Source organism: Pedobacter glucosidilyticus DSM 23534 (assembly GCF_000425145.1).
Taxonomy (GTDB): Bacteria; Bacteroidota; Bacteroidia; order Sphingobacteriales; family Sphingobacteriaceae; genus Pseudopedobacter; species Pseudopedobacter glucosidilyticus.
Genome location: NZ_AULF01000003.1, coordinates 52457 through 68743 on the forward strand (window position 1 = coordinate 52457; position 16287 = coordinate 68743).

At 33.7% G+C, this 16287-nt stretch carries 19 protein-coding genes; 16 read left to right on the top strand and 3 right to left on the bottom strand.

All coding sequences use genetic code 11. The features are described 5' to 3' along the window. Positions 1 to 20: 20 nt before the first annotated feature. From hisD to H510_RS0100295, 10 genes are all read left to right on the top strand, one after another. Complete coding sequence (hisD, locus tag H510_RS0100255; protein ID WP_245584765.1) at positions 21 to 1325, top strand: histidinol dehydrogenase; 1305 nt, start codon at positions 21 to 23, stop codon at positions 1323 to 1325. 71 nt (positions 1326 to 1396) lie between these two features. Then, positions 1397 to 2446: a histidinol-phosphate transaminase gene (hisC, locus tag H510_RS0100260; RefSeq protein WP_036691432.1), complete on the top strand. Its 1050-nt coding sequence runs from the start codon at positions 1397 to 1399 to the stop codon at positions 2444 to 2446. Beyond that, entirely contained in the window at positions 2443 to 3579 is a 1137-nt protein-coding gene (hisB, locus tag H510_RS0100265; RefSeq protein WP_026902467.1) for a bifunctional histidinol-phosphatase/imidazoleglycerol-phosphate dehydratase HisB, read from the top strand. Before hisC ends, hisB begins: the two co-directional genes overlap by 4 nt. Before the next feature lie 260 nt (positions 3580 to 3839). Continuing rightward, on the top strand, positions 3840 to 4430 hold the full coding sequence (hisH, locus tag H510_RS0100270) for an imidazole glycerol phosphate synthase subunit HisH (RefSeq protein ID WP_026902468.1): 591 nt from the start codon (positions 3840 to 3842) through the stop codon (positions 4428 to 4430). 9 nt (positions 4431 to 4439) lie between these two features. Next, positions 4440 to 5189, top strand: coding sequence for a 1-(5-phosphoribosyl)-5-[(5-phosphoribosylamino)methylideneamino]imidazole-4-carboxamide isomerase (locus H510_RS0100275; protein WP_026902469.1), 750 nt, complete (start codon positions 4440 to 4442; stop codon positions 5187 to 5189). 12 nt (positions 5190 to 5201) lie between these two features. Continuing rightward, complete coding sequence (hisF, locus tag H510_RS0100280; protein WP_026902470.1) at positions 5202 to 5957, top strand: imidazole glycerol phosphate synthase subunit HisF; 756 nt, start codon at positions 5202 to 5204, stop codon at positions 5955 to 5957. Positions 5958 to 5983: 26 nt separating this feature from the next. After that, positions 5984 to 6223, top strand: coding sequence for a hypothetical protein (locus H510_RS17940; protein ID WP_036691435.1), 240 nt, complete (start codon positions 5984 to 5986; stop codon positions 6221 to 6223). A gap of 77 nt (positions 6224 to 6300) precedes the next feature. Further along, on the top strand, positions 6301 to 6519 hold the full coding sequence (locus H510_RS20630) for a type II toxin-antitoxin system RelE/ParE family toxin (RefSeq protein ID WP_425413786.1): 219 nt from the start codon (positions 6301 to 6303) through the stop codon (positions 6517 to 6519). Next, entirely contained in the window at positions 6504 to 7109 is a 606-nt protein-coding gene (gene hisIE, locus H510_RS0100290; protein WP_081659151.1) for a bifunctional phosphoribosyl-AMP cyclohydrolase/phosphoribosyl-ATP diphosphatase HisIE, read from the top strand. Before H510_RS20630 ends, hisIE begins: the two co-directional genes overlap by 16 nt. 45 nt (positions 7110 to 7154) lie before the next feature. Continuing rightward, complete coding sequence (locus H510_RS0100295; RefSeq protein WP_026902472.1) at positions 7155 to 8051, top strand: WD40 repeat domain-containing protein; 897 nt, start codon at positions 7155 to 7157, stop codon at positions 8049 to 8051. A 2-nt stretch (positions 8052 to 8053) separates the two neighbouring features. Here H510_RS0100295 and H510_RS0100300 read toward each other — a convergent pair whose 3' ends face one another. Both H510_RS0100300 and H510_RS0100305 read right to left on the bottom strand, forming a co-directional pair. Beyond that, positions 8054 to 10372, bottom strand: a complete 2319-nt coding sequence (locus H510_RS0100300; protein ID WP_081659152.1) for a hybrid sensor histidine kinase/response regulator — start codon at positions 10370 to 10372, stop codon at positions 8054 to 8056. Positions 10373 to 10474: 102 nt separating this feature from the next. Continuing rightward, the gene (locus tag H510_RS0100305) at positions 10475 to 11266 is read right to left on the bottom strand and encodes a C40 family peptidase (protein WP_026902474.1); all 792 of its coding nucleotides are present in this window, start codon (positions 11264 to 11266) and stop codon (positions 10475 to 10477) included. A 41-nt stretch (positions 11267 to 11307) separates the two neighbouring features. On the opposite strand from H510_RS0100305, the gene H510_RS0100310 reads away from it, so the two are divergent. Further along, positions 11308 to 11787 carry a universal stress protein gene (locus H510_RS0100310; protein WP_245584766.1) on the top strand — a complete coding sequence of 160 codons (480 nt, stop codon included), beginning with the start codon at positions 11308 to 11310 and terminating at the stop codon, positions 11785 to 11787. Between the two features lie 37 nt (positions 11788 to 11824). On the opposite strand, the gene H510_RS0100315 is transcribed toward H510_RS0100310, so the two are convergent. Continuing rightward, on the bottom strand, positions 11825 to 12178 hold the full coding sequence (locus H510_RS0100315; RefSeq protein ID WP_026902476.1) for a 4Fe-4S dicluster domain-containing protein: 354 nt from the start codon (positions 12176 to 12178) through the stop codon (positions 11825 to 11827). 94 nt (positions 12179 to 12272) lie between these two features. On the opposite strand from H510_RS0100315, the gene H510_RS0100320 reads away from it, so the two are divergent. From H510_RS0100320 to dnaJ, 5 genes are all read left to right on the top strand, one after another. Beyond that, entirely contained in the window at positions 12273 to 13295 is a 1023-nt protein-coding gene (locus tag H510_RS0100320) for an acyl-CoA reductase (RefSeq protein WP_026902477.1), read from the top strand. Between the two features lie 48 nt (positions 13296 to 13343). After that, positions 13344 to 13547, top strand: coding sequence for a hypothetical protein (locus H510_RS0100325; protein ID WP_026902478.1), 204 nt, complete (start codon positions 13344 to 13346; stop codon positions 13545 to 13547). A 4-nt stretch (positions 13548 to 13551) separates the two neighbouring features. After that, positions 13552 to 14232: a cell division ATP-binding protein FtsE gene (locus H510_RS0100330; RefSeq protein WP_026902479.1), complete on the top strand. Its 681-nt coding sequence runs from the start codon at positions 13552 to 13554 to the stop codon at positions 14230 to 14232. 120 nt (positions 14233 to 14352) lie between these two features. Further along, the gene (locus H510_RS0100335) at positions 14353 to 14961 is read left to right on the top strand and encodes a nucleotide exchange factor GrpE (protein ID WP_026902480.1); all 609 of its coding nucleotides are present in this window, start codon (positions 14353 to 14355) and stop codon (positions 14959 to 14961) included. 87 nt (positions 14962 to 15048) lie between these two features. Beyond that, positions 15049 to 16206 (top strand): molecular chaperone DnaJ, encoded by a 1158-nt coding sequence (dnaJ, locus tag H510_RS0100340; protein WP_026902481.1) that lies wholly within the window; start codon positions 15049 to 15051, stop codon positions 16204 to 16206. Positions 16207 to 16287 lie beyond the last annotated feature (81 nt).

Genomic DNA, 16287 nt, shown 5'->3' on the forward strand with positions numbered 1-16287 from the left:
TATAAATATTTGATTAAGAAATGAAGGATACGATAATGAGGCAATACAATTTTAAAGCTTTAAGCAAAGCGGATGTAAATCAACTTATTTTACGTAATACTGATAGTGGTAATGCGATTAGAGAAAGTGTACTAAACATTATTGAAGAAGTAAAAACTCATGGCGATGATGCTTTAAAAAACTTTGCTCAAAAATTTGATCAGGTAGATTTAAAGCAACTATACATCGGTAAAGAGGCATTAAAAAAACTGGCTAATGAAATTCCGCAACAGGTTAAAGATGCTATTACTATCGCTTATCAAAATATCAAGAAATTTCACGAAAGCCAAACGTCAAGCAAACAAGTTATAGAAACTAGTGTTGGTGTAAAATGCTGGAGAGAATCTAGAGCTATAGAACGTGTGGGATTATACATACCAGGCGGTTCTGCCGTTTTACCAAGTACTTTTTTAATGTTGGGTGTTCCTGCAAAAATTGCTGGCTGTAAAGAAATTGTAGTATGCTCTCCGCCTCAAAAAAATGGTTCTGTTAATGGTTATATAGCCTTTGTAGCTCAACTACTCGGGATAGAAAAAATATATTTAGCTGGTGGCGCACAAGCTGTTGCTGCTATGGCTTATGGTACAGCAAGCATCCCTAAAGTGGATAAAATTTTTGGCCCAGGAAATCAGTTTGTAACCATGGCTAAAACCATTGTACAATCTACTACCAATACCGCTATTGATATGCCTGCCGGACCATCAGAAGTATTGGTAATTGCTGATGAAACGGCAAATCCGGTTTTTGTAGCTGCTGATTTATTAGCGCAAGCAGAACACGGACCAGATAGTCAGGCGGTTTTAGTAAGTACATCGGCTAGCTTGATTGAAAAATCTTTAGAAGAAGTTAATAAGCAATTAGCTGTTTTACCAAGAAAAGAAGTTGCTGCTAAAGCACTCACAAACTCTTATACAGTTTTGGTTGATGATTTGGAAGAGGCAATGGATTTTAGTAATGAATACGCCCCAGAACATTTGATACTAGCAACTGATAACTGGCAACTGATAACCGATAAAATCACGAATGCAGGTTCTGTTTTCTTGGGTAATCTTACTCCAGAAAGTGCAGGCGATTATGCTAGTGGTACCAACCATACTTTGCCTACAAGCGCTTATGCTCGCTCTTATTCTGGTGTTTCTTTAGATTCTTTTGTTAAGAAAATTACGTTTCAGCACATCAGCGAAAGCGGCATAAAAAACTTAGGCCCTACAGTAGAAATTTTAGCAGAAATTGAAGGCTTGCATGCGCACAAAAATGCGGTAACTGTGAGATTAGAAAATATTTAAGAATGACAATTTTAGATTTACGAATTGCTAATCTAAAATCATAAATCGTTCCTTGTAAATTAATTAAAATCATGTTTGATATCAACAATATCATCAGAACCAATATCAAAAACCTTAAACCATATTCTTCTGCAAGAGACGAGTTTAAGGGCGAGGCTTCTGTTTACTTAGATGCTAATGAGAATGCTTTTGGCTCTCCTTTAGCAACACCCTATAACCGTTATCCAGACCCTATGGCTTATGCTGTAAAAACTCGTTTAAGCGAAATAAAAGGTGTTCCTCCTAAAAATATATTTTTAGGAAATGGTAGTGATGAAGCTATTGATATCCTATTTAGAAGCTTTTGCAACCCAGGTGTAGATAATGTGATTATCGTTCCTCCTACTTATGGGATGTATGAAGTTTCTGCCAACATTAACGATGTGGAGCTTAAAAGAGTTAACCTTACGGCAGATTATCAACTTAACCTAGAGGGAATAGCAGAGGTTATTGACAAAAATACCAAACTGATTTTCGTTTGCTCGCCCAATAACCCAACAGGAAACAGCATTCACAGAGAAGATATTGAAACCTTATTAGCCAATTTCAATGGCATTGTGGTGATAGATGAAGCCTATATCAACTTCTCGCGTCAAAAATCCTTTATTCAAGAACTTACAGAATATGCTAATCTGGTAGTTTTACAAACCTTATCTAAAGCTTGGGGATTAGCTGCTTTACGTGTTGGGATGGCCTTTGCTAGCGAAGAAATTATTGAGGTATTTAATAAAGTTAAGCCTCCTTACAACATCAATGAAGCATCGCAACAATTGGCTTTAGAAGCTTTACAAAATACCAATCAGGTTAACGATTGGATAAAAGAAACGCTTAAAGAAAGAGACCAATTGGTTATCAATCTTAAAAATTTAGACTTTGTATTAGATATTTATCCGTCTGATGCGAATTTCATTTTAGTAAAAACCACTGCTGCTGATGCTATTTATAATTTTTTAGTAGAAAATGGCATCATCATCAGAAATAGAAATAAAGTTGAACTTTGCGAGGGTTGCTTAAGAATTACCATTGGTACACCACAAGAAAATCAAACATTAATAGAAACTTTAAAATCCTATAAAGGATGAAAAAAATACTTTTTTTAGACCGCGACGGAACTTTAATTCTGGAGCCAGCCGACGAACAGATAGATTCTTTTGAAAAATTAGTGTTCTATCCTGGGGCTATCACTAACCTTGCTAAAATTGTAAAAGAATTAGATTATGATTTGGTGATGGTTACTAATCAAGATGGTTTAGGCACAGCATCACACCCTGAAGAAAATTTTTGGCCGGTACACAATTTCATTATCAAAACTTTAGAAAACGAGGGTATTTCTTTTTCTGAGGTTGTGATTGATAAAACTTTTGCTAAAGACAATGCTCCTACTCGTAAACCGGGTACTGCTTTGTTGCAGCATTATTTTAATGCAGAGGAATACAACCTAAAAGAATCTTTTGTAATTGGCGATAGGTTAAACGATGTTGTTTTAGCTAAAAACTTAGGGGCTAAAGCTATTTGGTTAAATAATAATCCGGATTTAGGAGCCTCAGAAGCTCAAAATAAAATTGATAATGCTCAAGAAATTATTGCTTTAGAAACCAGCGACTGGAATAAGATTTACGAGTTCTTAAAAGTTGGCAAACGCGAAGTTTCTCATGTAAGAAAAACCAAAGAAACAGATATCCAAATTAAATTGAATTTGGATGGTAAAGGTGATACCAACATCTCAACCGGATTACATTTCTTCGACCATATGCTTGACCAAATTGGTAGACATGGTGGTTTTGATTTAACTGTGATTACTAAAGGCGATTTACATATTGACGAGCACCACACCATTGAAGATACCGGAATTGCACTAGGCGAAGCCTTTTTAGAAGCTTTGGCAGATAAAAAAGGTATTGAAAGGTATGGCTTTTGCTTACCTATGGATGATTGTTTAGCACAAGTAGCCATAGATTTTGGTGGTAGAAACTGGATTGTTTGGGATGCTGATTTTAAAAGAGAAAAAGTTGGCGATATGCCTACAGAAATGTTCTTCCACTTCTTTAAATCATTCTCTGATGCTTCAAAATCAAATTTAAATATCAAAGCCGAAGGTGATAATGAGCATCATAAAATTGAAGCTATTTTTAAAGCCTTCGCAAAAGCTATTAAAATGGCCATTAAAAGAGATGTAAATAACATGCGTTTGCCAAGTACAAAGGGCTTATTATAATTAGATTAAAGAATAAAGAGTAAAGAATAAAGAGTATAGAATTGGATTAAAGAATAAGGAGCAAAGAACAAAGAGTAAAGAATTGAATTAAAGAATAAAGAGCAAAGAACAAAGAGTAAAGAATTGAATTAAAGAATAAAGAGCAAAGAATGAGGACAGGCATTAGTCTTACTCCTTGTTCCTTAATCCTTTCTCCATGTTCCTTAGTCCTTAATCCTTTCTCCTTATTCCTTCATCCTTCAACATCAAATAATCAAACCATGATTGGAATAGTTAATTACGGTGCCGGAAACATATTTTCTCTAACCTCTGCTTTAGAAAGGTTAAACATCCAATACGGAATGATTAACCAAGAAAGTGATTTCGATTTATACGAAAAAATTATCATTCCTGGAGTTGGCCATGCCGGTGCTGCTATGCAAAAACTTACCGAATCTGGTTTGGTTCCTGCAATAAAAGCCCTAAAAAAACCAGTTTTAGGTATTTGTGTAGGGATGCAATTAATAACCTCTTATTCCGAAGAAGGAGATTCTAATTTATTAGATATAATTCCTTTAAAAACACTCAGGTTTAAGGAAGAAATATCGCACAAAGTCCCACACATGGGCTGGAACCAAATTTATCCAGAAAATGACAGTCCTATTTTCTCTAAAATTGCCCCAGGAACCTACTTTTATTTTGTTCACTCTTATTTTATAGAATTTAATCCTAAATTTACCGCTGCTACCTGCAATTACGGAATTAAATTTTCTGCGGGTATTCAAAAAGATAACTTTTATGCAGTACAGTTTCATCCAGAAAAATCTGGAGAAGCTGGCGAACAACTGCTTAAAAATTTTGCTAACTTATAATTTCAAGAGATGTATATCATTCCTGCAGTAGATGTTTTAAATCAGAAAGTAGTTAGACTTCGCGAAGGCGATTATAACCAGGTAACTCAGTATGAAGTATCCTTAGAAGAACAAATAGAAACATACCAATCTAACGGTACCGAGTTTGTTCATATCATAGATTTAAATGGTGCAAAAGGCGATTTCTCTAATCAGCAATACCTCTTTGATATCATCAAAAAAACCGATATGAAGGTACAATACGGCGGTGGTGTTAGAAGTATCGATAAGGTAAAAGAATTAATAGACTCTGGTATTCATCGTGTTATTGTAGGTACACAAGCCATTACCAACCCAACTTTTTTAGAAGAATTAAGCAAAGAAGTTTGTAATAAAACCAAATGTTCTGATCAAGTGGTGGTTGCTATAGATGTATTGGATGAAGTTATTAAATACTCTGGTTGGATGGAAAGCTCGCCTATTAAACTAATGGATTATGTGGACAGATGCTTACAACTAGGTTTCTTTAGATTTTTATGTACCGATATTAATAAAGACGGAAAACTAGGTGGCGCCGGAGTAGATTTATACAAAAAACTATTAGCCCACTCTCCCTTCATTAAATTAATTGCTTCTGGCGGTATTAGCTCTATGGCTGATATTGAAGAATTAAATGAATTTAAGATTGAGTCTTGCGTTGTAGGTAAAGCTATTTATGAAGGAAGAATTTCTATAGAAGAAATTAAAAACTGGAATTTACAAATGCTTACTTCGCTTTAAGCCTAAAATATAGTGTTAAGTAAAAGAATTATTCCTTGTTTAGACGTTAAAGACGGAAGAACAGTTAAAGGTGTAAATTTTGTTGATTTAAGAGATGCCGGAGACCCTGTAGAATTGGCTTGGCAATACTCTCAACAAGGTGCAGATGAGTTGGTTTTCTTAGATATAGCCGCTACTCACGAAAAGCGAAAAACCACTTTAGATATGGTTAAAGCGGTTGCCCGTCAGGTTAATATTCCCTTTACCATTGGCGGTGGTATTAGCGAGTTAAAAGATGCTGAAGCACTTTTAAATGCTGGTGCCGATAAAATATCTATCAATTCTGCCGCTGTAAGAAGACCAGAATTAATTAATGAATTAGCCAATGCTTTCGGTGTACAATTTGTGGTTTTAGCTGTTGATACTAAGCATTTACCTCAGGGAGATTTTGTTCATTTAAATGGAGGTAGAATTCCTACAGAAATACAAACACAACACTGGATAAAGGAAGCAGAAAGTAGAGGGGCTGGCGAAATATTATTAACATCAATGGATAAAGATGGCACAAAATCTGGCTTTGATAATATCCTCCTAAAAGAAATTAATGATATGGTTACCATACCTGTTATAGCTTCTGGTGGTGCCGGTAATGAACAAGATTTTATAGATGTTTTTCAAAAATCTGATGTTGATGCCGCTTTAGCTGCTTCTGTTTTTCATTACGGCGAGATATTAATTCCAAAATTGAAGGCTTTATTAAAACAAAATAACATAGCGGTAAGGATATAAAAACTAATTTTTAGTAATTTTAAGTTATGGAATCCATCACAATAGAAATATTAAATCCAAAAGTTAAAAAGCTATTACAAAATTTAGCAGACTTGAATTTGATTGCTATTTCTCAAAACGAAGGGGCTTCTGTAGACCATAAACAATGGGATTTGCTAACAAATGAGCAACAAGAGAGTGTTTTTAATGCTATGGAATCCGTAAAATCAGGTAAAGGGAAACCGCATGATGAGGTGATGGATAAATTAAAAAAAATCTATAAATGATTAATGAGATAGTTTGGTCTCCTGAATCTGAAAATGATTTATCCATTATCCTAGAATACCTTGTATCAAAATAGAATATTAAAGTTGCTACCCTTTTTTTAAATGAAATTGAGCATCAAATAAAACTTATAGACAATAACCCTAAATTGTATCCTATCATTTATGAAGAACAGCAATTTAGACGATGTGTTATTACAAAACATAATAGTTTGATTTACATTCATGAAAACAAACAGATTATTATCTTAAGAATTTTTGACACGAGACAAAATCTAAAAAAATTAAAATTTCAATAGTAGTGAAAATAGATTTCCAAAAAAGCGATGGCTTAGTGCCAGTAATTATTCAGGATGAGCAAACATTAGAAGTTTTAATGTTAGGCTACATGAATGAAGAAGCTTATTTAAAAACAGAGCAAGAAGGAAAAGTTACTTTCTTTTCTCGTTCAAAAAATAGGTTATGGACAAAAGGTGAAGAAAGCGGAAATTTTCTTTTTGTTAAATCTATCAGTATAGATTGTGATAAAGATACCATTTTAATAAAAGCTAACCCTGTTGGCCCAACCTGCCATACAGGTTCTAGAAGTTGTTTTTTTACTGATTATAATCAAAATTTTATCTTTAAACTAGAAGCTATCATTAAAGATAGATATGATAATCCTAGTCAAGAATCATACGTTAATAAACTACGTCAAAAAGGTTTAAATAAAATTGCTCAAAAAGTTGGTGAAGAAGGTGTAGAAACTGTTATTGCTGCTTTAGCAGAAACAGACACCGATTTTATAAATGAATCTTCTGATTTAGTTTTCCACCTTTTGGTTCTTTTAAAAGAAAAAGGCTTTACCTTAGAAGATATTGCTAAGAATCTGGAAGCTAGACATAAATAAATGTGAGACATTAAATTTGAAATACTAGATTTTAGTTTTTAATTGATGAGAGTAGATACTTTAGAAGGTCATAATAACCCAGTTTATGCCGTTATCAGTCATCCAGAACTTTCATTAGCCTATACGGCTGGTAATGATAAAGGAATTGTTGAGTGGGATTTAGTTAACCAAAAGCATCTTCGTATTTTCAATCAAGTTAAAAGCACTATTTATGCTTTAGAAATTGTTATTCCTCAGCAGCTATTAATTGCTGGTTGTAATGATGGGACACTTTTATTTTTTGACTTAACAAGCACCAAACTTTTAAAAGCAATTCCTTTAGCATCTGCTATTTTCCATATCAAATATCATCCTGTTAAAGAAGAACTCATTATTTCTACAGATAATGGCAGTATTTTTATCATCTCTCTTACAGATAAAAGCATCATTCATCAGTTTAAATCAGGAAATGAAAAAGTAAGATCTTTTGATTTTAGCGATGTTTTAAATTATCTGGTAACAGCTTCTAATGATCATATAGTAAGGGTTTATAACCTTCAGGATTATACTTTTATACATGAGTTTGAGGCGCATAGCATGGGGGTTGGCGCAGTAAAATTCTCTCCAGACCATCGCTTTTTGCTAACAGGTTCTAGAGATGCTCATTTAAGAAGCTGGTACACTCAGAATTGGGCTTGCGAACATAATTTTCCGGCTCATTTATTTGCTATATATAAAATTGCTTACCATCCTACCCTACCTTATTTTATAACTTGTAGCAGAGATAAATCCATAAAGATTTGGAGAGCCGAAGACTTAAGTTTATTTAAAAATTTAAGTATTGATAAAGGATTGCCTGGCCACCGTCTTTCTGTAAACGATATTTGCTGGTCTGCAGATGGGAAGTCTATCATTTCTGTAAGTGATGATAAACAAGTAAAAGTTTGGGATTTTACAGCTTAAATCTATCCAACCTTAGATAATTGTGTAGTGATTTTCTCGTATAAGAGGTTTTGGTCTACTGGCTTGGTCATGTAATCATTCACACCTAATTCAAACACACGTTGTTTAGTGCTCTCCATCACATCAGCAGTTAATACGATGATAGGAATATCTTTATTATGAGTACCAGCCCTACCATTTCTTATGGCCTCGGTAGCTTCATAACCATCCATTACGGGCATTTGTAAATCCATTAAAACAATATCTACTTCGTTATTTTTTAGAACTTCTAAGCTCTCTGCACCATCAGCCGCAAATAAGGCATTAGTATTAGCCCATTTCTTTAAAATCATCTTCACAACCATTTGGTTTAGCTGATTATCCTCAACCACTAAAACTGTTTTACCTAATAAATCTCGGTTATCTGTAGGGAATAAATTTACCACTTTAGCCTCTTGAGGCGCTAATTGATAACTTAACAACACTTTACAAGTTGTCCCTTCATTTAAGGTACTTTCTAAATTCACTTCACCCTCATGTAAATCAACCAAAGCTTTTACAATACATAAGCCTATACCAAAGCCGCCAAATTTTCGCTTGTTATCAATATCTACCTGAGTAAACATATCAAAAACGGTATTCATCTTCTCCTGACTTATACCTATTCCAGTATCTGTTATTGAGATTGAGAGATTCAATTTCTCATCTACAACCTCATGCTCTATAATGAACTTTATCCCTCCTTTAATGGTAAATTTTATGGCATTATTAAGAATATTATTAATAATTTGACTTAATCGAGCTTCATCTCCTATTACTTCTAAATCTGTAGCCTCAGGCTTTACAAACTCAAATCTTAAGCCTTTATCTTTTGCTTGTATAATTGCATTAAAGGTTAGTTTTTCTAAGGTTTTAATAGGTTCAAACTTTGTCTTTTGCAGTTGTAGTTCGCCTTTTTCAATTTTAGAAAAATCCAAAATATCGTTAACAGATGATATCAAACTATCAGAAACGTATTTGATAGTTTCCATCTTTTCTTTTACTTTCTCATCTTTTATTTCGGCTTCTAACGAATTTGCGATACCCAAAATAGCGTTTAAAGGTGTTCTTAACTCATGACTCATATTAGACAAAAAATAAGATTTCACCTCATTCATTTCTTGCGAACGTTGTAAAGCGATAGTTTGTAATTTCTCTCTATCTGTTTTCAATAATCTAATACGATTAGACATAGATAAAGAAAGGGCTATCACCTCTAAACCTATCCCAAGTTTGGTAACATTATCAATCCCTAGAGATAAAACTCCAAAATTTAATAAAATAGCAACTGTAAAACTCAAAAATAATATAGCTATACCTGAAGTAAAAAACACATCAATAGGCTGCTTTTTTACATTTAAGCTTATAACAGATGCTAAAATCAACAACATCCCTAGTAAGGTTAAAATATTAACTATAGGGTACGAAAACTCTAAAAATGAAGGAATTAATAAAACACCGAGTAAAACCACACCTAAGGCTATATAAATGATTTTGAAAAACTGATGTAGTAGCGGATTGTATTTCTTAATATTGAGAAACTCTTCGGTATATTTTCCAAAAAAGAATGAACCTAAAATGGCAAATATGATGACAGCATGTAGCGAGAACCAAGAGTTGGTTTTACTTAAGTATTGATGATAATAGCCGTCCAGAGAAAAATGGCAAAGTGCTACAAATATCACATATACAGAATAATATAAGAAAGATCTATCTTGAAGAGCAAAGTAAAAGAAAAGATAAAAAATGGAAACTAGTAATAATATCCCATAAAAAACACCAAATACGATTTGCTCATGATAAACCTTTTGTAGCAAACTTTCCTGACTAATCAATATCAGCGGTAGATTATTCTTCTCGCCATCATTAATAATCTCTAAATAAGCGTTTTTCTCTTCATGAGGCATTAATTCTATCTTGAATAAAGTCGCTCTATTTTTAATACTTTTCTCAGAGAAATCAATGTTATCTCCACTTTTTTGTAATGTAAATTTGTGCTTATCTGTACTTTTAAATAAGTATAAGTTTACATTGTCCGTAACAGGTTCGGCAGTTTCTAAATAATACATCAATTCATGACCTGTATTATTTTTAATCGAGAATTTAACCCAATAAGTATCTTTAGTAAAACCTAAACTAGCTTCGTTACTTTTTATAGGCTGAAATGAAAGTATATTTTCTTGCGCTCTTATCTGGCTGATGGTATAAGTGCGATTACCGACATTAAGAATATTTGCATAAGTTGTAATGTAAGCTTTTTCTGGTAGTTTACCTGGTTGTAAAACTACCTGAGCGTGAAGCATTTTAAAACTGCTTAGAAAAATAAATAGGATAATAAATCGCAAAAGGCTTATAAAACTTTAATGAGCTAATGAATTTAGGTATTTAAACCCGAAAAACCACGATTAGTTTTGATATCTTTTAATTATACGAAGCTTATGCGAATATTTTTTTAAATCTGTTGAGAATATTCCTTGATTATCTATAAAATCAATTTTTACTCTTCCGGATGCATGTATAATTTGGCTATTATTAAGCATGATACCAACATGGGTAATTCTCCCTTCTTCGTTATCAAAAAAAGCTAAATCACCAGCTTTAGCTTCGGTAAGAAAATTAACTAAAGTACCCTGTTCTGCTTGTTGAGAGGCATCTCTTTTGATTTTTTTTCCTAACATTTTAAAAACCATTTGGGTAAAGCCCGAGCAATCTATACCAAAATGCGTTCTGCCACCCCATAAATAAGGTGCATTTAAAAATCTCTTTGCTATTTCTTCTACATCGCCGGCAAAATCATCAGCATTAGGCATCATAACATTATTACTAATAATTTGATATTGCTCATCATCTAAAGTACATTTTCCCTCTTCAAAAAACGGCAGCAAACTACCAGCACATAAATAAATTGGCTCTTTTTGAGGTCCTTTTAAAGCTAAAGTATTGATGTCTAAAGTTAGAAACTGAGTATTTTGATTTAACTTCTGTATTGAAGAATCATCCAAAAACTTCACCTGCTTTTCATCAATCCAGCCCTCATAATCATCAAAATAAGTTTTTACTCTTAGCCAATGGTCTTCCTGCTCAAGCACTTGCATGGTTTCTCCAAATAAAACTTGCGAAACCATTTCTGAGGTATGTGATGCGTTTGCTCTTAATGGCACCACGGATAAAAAAGCAATTGCAAACTGTTTGTCCATAAAATTATAATGTAAAAATAATTTTATGTAAATTAACACAAATGAATGACATCATGGAAAATTTCGCCACTTTTCAAAAAATTTTAATTGCGGTTGATGATAGTAAATATTCTTATAACGCTGCAAGATATGGTTTCGCTTTAGCAAAAACACTAGGTGCTGAGGTTGGTTTAATACACGTAAATGAGTTCCCGGTAACAGCTAATATTGCTGCTGACCCTTTACTGGGCGACCCAGGCATATCTATCCCTAATATTTTAGATATTCAGAAGGAAAGTGCTACTAACTTGGTAAATAAAATTAAAGATGAATTTGCACAGGGTTTAGCTGTTAGCGAGTTTATTTTGGAAGGCAATATTACAGATGAAGTTATCAATACTGCTAAAAATTTTAATGCGAGTTTAATTGTTTTGGGTACGCATGGCCGAACAGGATTAAGCCATTTTATTGCAGGTTCTGTAGCAGAAAACATAAGTAGGCATTCTATATGTCCTGTTTTAATAGTACCAACTAAATCATAAAAAAATCCGGCATTTTTAAATGTCGGATTTTATTTTTTTAACCTTCTTGGTGTAACCAAGCCTTTTTAGCTAAAAGTTCTTCTTCAGTTTCTCTAACATCTTCATCATCCACACAGCAATCTACTGGGCAAACTGCCGCACACTGTGGCTCGTCATGAAAACCTTTACATTCTGTACATTTATCAGAAACTATATAGTAAACTTCATCAGAAATAGCACTTTGTACTTCATCTGCATCAAGTGTTTCTCCTCCGCCAAAATCAATAATACCTTTTAAACTGGTTCCTTCAGAAAATTTCCAAGGCTGTCCGGCATCGTAAATAGCATTATTCGGGCATTCAGGCTCACATGCTCCGCAATTTATACACTCATCTGTAATTTTAATAGCCATATCTTATAATATCTTCAGTCTTAAACGTAGTTTTGTGTCTTCCAAAATTAAGCTGCAAATATAACACATTTACAGTATTAGAGTTTTAAAATCTATGTCTAATTTTAATAAAGAGAAAAAAGCTGAGGCTTTGGTGACATTAGGAGCTTACATGCTTCAACCAGATGAGCAATTACAACAGCTTATTTTACAAGCCAAAAATAAAAATGGCTGGTTTACAGAGCGTGAAGTTAATAATGCTGTGAAAGCTGTAGCGAGTTCTTTAAACGCCGAAGACCTTACTTATTGGCTTAACGATTATGAATTTCGCTCAAGCGCAAAAAAAATCGGATTGGTTTTAGCGGGGAATATTCCTATGGTTGGTTTCCACGATATTATTTGCGTTTTATTGGCCGGGCATCATGCACTTATTAAATTATCTTCTCAGGATGATATGCTAATTCCTTACATCTTAAACAAATTGATAGAGATTGAACCTGAATTTAAATCCCAAATCAGCTTTGTAAATAGGTTAGAAAATTTTGATGCCGTTATTGCTACCGGAAGTAATAATAGTTCCCGGTATTTCGAATATTATTTTTCTAAAGTACCGCATATCATCAGAAAAAACAGAAATAGCATTGCTGTATTATCCGGTAAGGAATCTGAAATAGAACTTAAAGCGTTAGGGAAAGACATTTTAGATTATTACGGTTTAGGATGCCGTAACGTTTCTAAAGTTTTAGTTCCTAAAGACTACAATTTTATTCCATTTTTTGAAGCGATAGAAGAATATAACACCATTATCAATCATCATAAATATCAAAACAATTACGACTATAACAAGTCTATATATCTGGTAAATAAAGTAGAACATTTAGATAATGGATTTTTATTATTAACCAGAAACGAGCAATTAAGCTCCCCTCTATCTGTTTTATATTTTGAGGAATATGAGGATTTAAAAACCGCCGAAACTTATATTACAGAAAGAAGCGAACAAATACAGGTTGTTATAACTCATTTAAATTTAAATATTCAGAATGCTAAAGCTAGCTTTGGAGAAAGCCAGCAACCAAAGCTTTGGGATTATGCTGATGGTATTGATACCATGAAGTTTTTAGCCACTTTAAATTGATTTAAAAATAACCATCATCAGCAAACAAAAAATTTTAACTTTGAAAATATGTATGTAATCAAAGTAAAAGGAGTGGCAAAAATACCGGATTACGTACAGCTACGTGACGAGAAATTTACGCTTCTTGCATATTTTAGAATAGATAGGCCAGATAAATCTTTAGAAAAAATAGGTTTAGGCGATAAGGCAGAATATATAATGAATATGGTAAAGGATTTGCCTTTTGGGCAGATTCTTAAATTAGATATCTAACAAAATGATTGGGAATACGGTAATACAACTTAATAATATTGATATTTTTCAGCAAAAACACTTAGTGCTTTCTGGTGTGAATCTGGAAGTTAAAAGAGGTGAATTTGTTTACCTTATTGGACAAACCGGTTCTGGAAAAAGTAGCCTGCTTAAGATTATTTATGGCGATTTACACATTGCTAGCGGAGATGGGCATGCTGTAGGTTTTGAATTAAAGACTTTAAAAGAACAAGATGTACCTTTTTTAAGAAGAAAACTGGGTATTGTTTTTCAGGATTTTCAGTTATTAACAGACCGTACCATAGAAGAAAACCTCCAATTTGTACTTAAAGCTACTGGCTGGAAAGACAAAAACTTAATTGCAGAAAGAATTAAGGATGTTTTAGAAAAAGTTGGTTTACGTAGTAAAATGAAGAAAATGCCACATGAAATTTCTGGTGGCGAGCAACAAAGAGTAGTGATAGCTAGAGCCTTGTTAAACGATCCAGAATTGATTTTAGCTGATGAACCAACAGGTAACCTAGACCCAGAAACATCAGAAGAAATTATGATATTATTAAGGCAAATAAGCCAGTCTGGAACCGCCGTTTTAATGGCTACGCATGATTATCATATCATCAGAACCTTCCCTTCAAGAATTATCAAATGCGAAAGCGGTAAAGTAGTGGAAGACGCCACCGTTTAAACATTAGAAAATACCTAAAACAGTCAAAATGTAATGCTATTAAGTACTAAACTGACAGCTTGACTGTTTTTTTGCATCTGGCAAAGTTTTGGTATTCGGTAATAATATTAGAATTATAATATGTTTAAGAAAAAGAAGACTGTGGAAAATCAAGATACAAACAAAATGACAGACCATACACAAGAATCTCAGGCAGAGAAAGAAGTAAGAGAAGAAATTGAGCAAGTAAACGAGGCAAGACAAAACCAAGTTGAAGAAAATATCACAACTGATGAAATCTCTGAAGTAGATAAGTTAAAAGATGAGGTAGCTTCTTTAAATGATAAATATATTAGGCTTTATGCAGAGTTTGATAACTACAAACGCAGAACTACCAAAGAACGTATAGATTTATTACAAACTGCTGGAAGAGACGTAATTGTATCTCTATTATCTGTTCTTGATGATTTTGAAAGAGCAGCTAAAGCTATGGAAACTGCGCAAGAAATAGAACCTGTTAAAGAAGGTGTTAATTTAGTGCATCACAAACTAAAATCTTTATTGGTGCAAAAAGGCTTAAAAGAAATGGAAGCTAAAGGTCAACCCTTTGATGCAGAAATACATGAAGCTATCACCAATATCCCTGCCCCTTCTGATGATTTAAAAGGAAAAGTGATTGATGAGGTAGAAAAAGGATATTATTTAAATGACAAAGTAATACGCTTCGCTAAAGTAGTAGTTGGAGCATAAGTTAAATTTTGAAGGATTGATTTTTAAGTGAATAAACACTTTTCAATAATTTAAAATCTATCATTCAATCATTCAACAAATAAATACATGAGTAAAAGAGATTATTACGATATACTTGGTGTTTCAAAAGGCGCATCTGCTGATGAGATAAAAAAAGCTTACAGAAAGTTGGCTATCAAATATCATCCAGATAAAAACCCTGATGATAAAGCGGCTGAAGATAAATTTAAAGAAGCGGCTGAAGCTTACGAAGTATTAAGTAATCCGGAGAAACGCCAGCGTTACGACCAATTTGGGCATGCAGGTGCGCAAGGAGGATTTGGCGGAGGCTATGGCGGTGGTGGCATGAATATGGAAGACATATTTAGCCAATTTGGAGATGTATTTGGCGGTGGTAATCCTTTTGATAGTTTCTTTGGTGGCGGAGGGCAGTCTCGTGGCGGTAGAAGGGTACAACGTGGCAGTAACCTACGCATTAAAGTAAAACTCACCTTAGAAGAAATTGCTAATGGCGTAGAAAAGAAGGTTAAGGTTAATAAACAAGTTGTTTGTAATACTTGCGACGGAACTGGTGCTAAAGATAAAAGCTCTTTTAGTACTTGTAAAACTTGTGGTGGAAGTGGCGCTGTAAGAAGAGTTACTAATACTATTTTAGGGCAAATGCAAACAACCAGCACCTGCCCTACTTGTAATGGCGAGGGCTCTACCATTTCTTCTAAATGTAACACTTGCCATGGCGATGGTGTTACCAGAGGCGAAGAAACTATCAGCATCAATATACCAGCTGGTGTAAGTGAAGGTATGCAATTAAGTATGAGTGGCAAAGGTAATGCTGCCCCACGCGGCGGCGTTCCAGGAGATTTAATCATCTTAATTGAAGAAGTGCCTCACGAAACTCTAAAAAGAGAAGGTATTAATATCATTTATGATTTACATGTAAGCTTTGTTGATGCTGCTTTAGGTACAAGTGTAGATATACCTACCATAGACGGAAAAGCAAGAATTAAATTAGAACCAGGCACACAGGGTGGAAAAATTCTTCGTTTAAAAGGCAAAGGTATACCAGAAGTAAACTCTTACCACAAAGGAGACCAGTTGATACAGGTTAATATCTGGACACCAAAAACTATCAACCATGAAGAAAGAGAGCTTCTGGAAAAATTAAGAGCTTCAGAAAATTTTAGACCAAACCCTGGTAAGAATGAGAAAAGTTTCTTCGATAGGATGAAAGAATACTTTGAGTAAGATAAAAAGTAGAAAGGCGAAATGTTAAGTTTCGCCTTTTTTTATGTGTTTATTTTGATAAATTAGATTTTAGAAATCGAT

Excerpts from the sequence above, each read along its gene's own strand:
- H510_RS0100335 (WP_026902480.1), top strand. The coding sequence starts at position 14,353 with ATGTTTAAGAAAAAGAAGACTGTGGAAAATCAAGATACAAACAAAATG.
- H510_RS0100300 (WP_081659152.1), bottom strand. The coding sequence starts at position 10,372 with ATGCTTCACGCTCAGGTAGTTTTACAACCAGGTAAACTACCAGAAAAA.
- H510_RS0100295 (WP_026902472.1), top strand. The coding sequence starts at position 7,155 with ATGAGAGTAGATACTTTAGAAGGTCATAATAACCCAGTTTATGCCGTT.
- H510_RS17940 (WP_036691435.1), top strand. The coding sequence starts at position 5,984 with ATGGAATCCATCACAATAGAAATATTAAATCCAAAAGTTAAAAAGCTA.
- H510_RS0100275 (WP_026902469.1), top strand. The coding sequence starts at position 4,440 with ATGTATATCATTCCTGCAGTAGATGTTTTAAATCAGAAAGTAGTTAGA.
- hisD (WP_245584765.1), top strand. The coding sequence starts at position 21 with ATGAAGGATACGATAATGAGGCAATACAATTTTAAAGCTTTAAGCAAA.
- H510_RS0100310 (WP_245584766.1), top strand. The coding sequence starts at position 11,308 with ATGAATGACATCATGGAAAATTTCGCCACTTTTCAAAAAATTTTAATT.
- H510_RS0100320 (WP_026902477.1), top strand. The coding sequence starts at position 12,273 with ATGTCTAATTTTAATAAAGAGAAAAAAGCTGAGGCTTTGGTGACATTA.
- H510_RS0100315 (WP_026902476.1), bottom strand. The coding sequence starts at position 12,178 with ATGGCTATTAAAATTACAGATGAGTGTATAAATTGCGGAGCATGTGAG.
- hisC (WP_036691432.1), top strand. The coding sequence starts at position 1,397 with ATGTTTGATATCAACAATATCATCAGAACCAATATCAAAAACCTTAAA.
- hisB (WP_026902467.1), top strand. The coding sequence starts at position 2,443 with ATGAAAAAAATACTTTTTTTAGACCGCGACGGAACTTTAATTCTGGAG.
- dnaJ (WP_026902481.1), top strand. The coding sequence starts at position 15,049 with ATGAGTAAAAGAGATTATTACGATATACTTGGTGTTTCAAAAGGCGCA.
- H510_RS0100325 (WP_026902478.1), top strand. The coding sequence starts at position 13,344 with ATGTATGTAATCAAAGTAAAAGGAGTGGCAAAAATACCGGATTACGTA.
- hisH (WP_026902468.1), top strand. The coding sequence starts at position 3,840 with ATGATTGGAATAGTTAATTACGGTGCCGGAAACATATTTTCTCTAACC.
- H510_RS0100330 (WP_026902479.1), top strand. The coding sequence starts at position 13,552 with ATGATTGGGAATACGGTAATACAACTTAATAATATTGATATTTTTCAG.
- H510_RS0100305 (WP_026902474.1), bottom strand. The coding sequence starts at position 11,266 with ATGGACAAACAGTTTGCAATTGCTTTTTTATCCGTGGTGCCATTAAGA.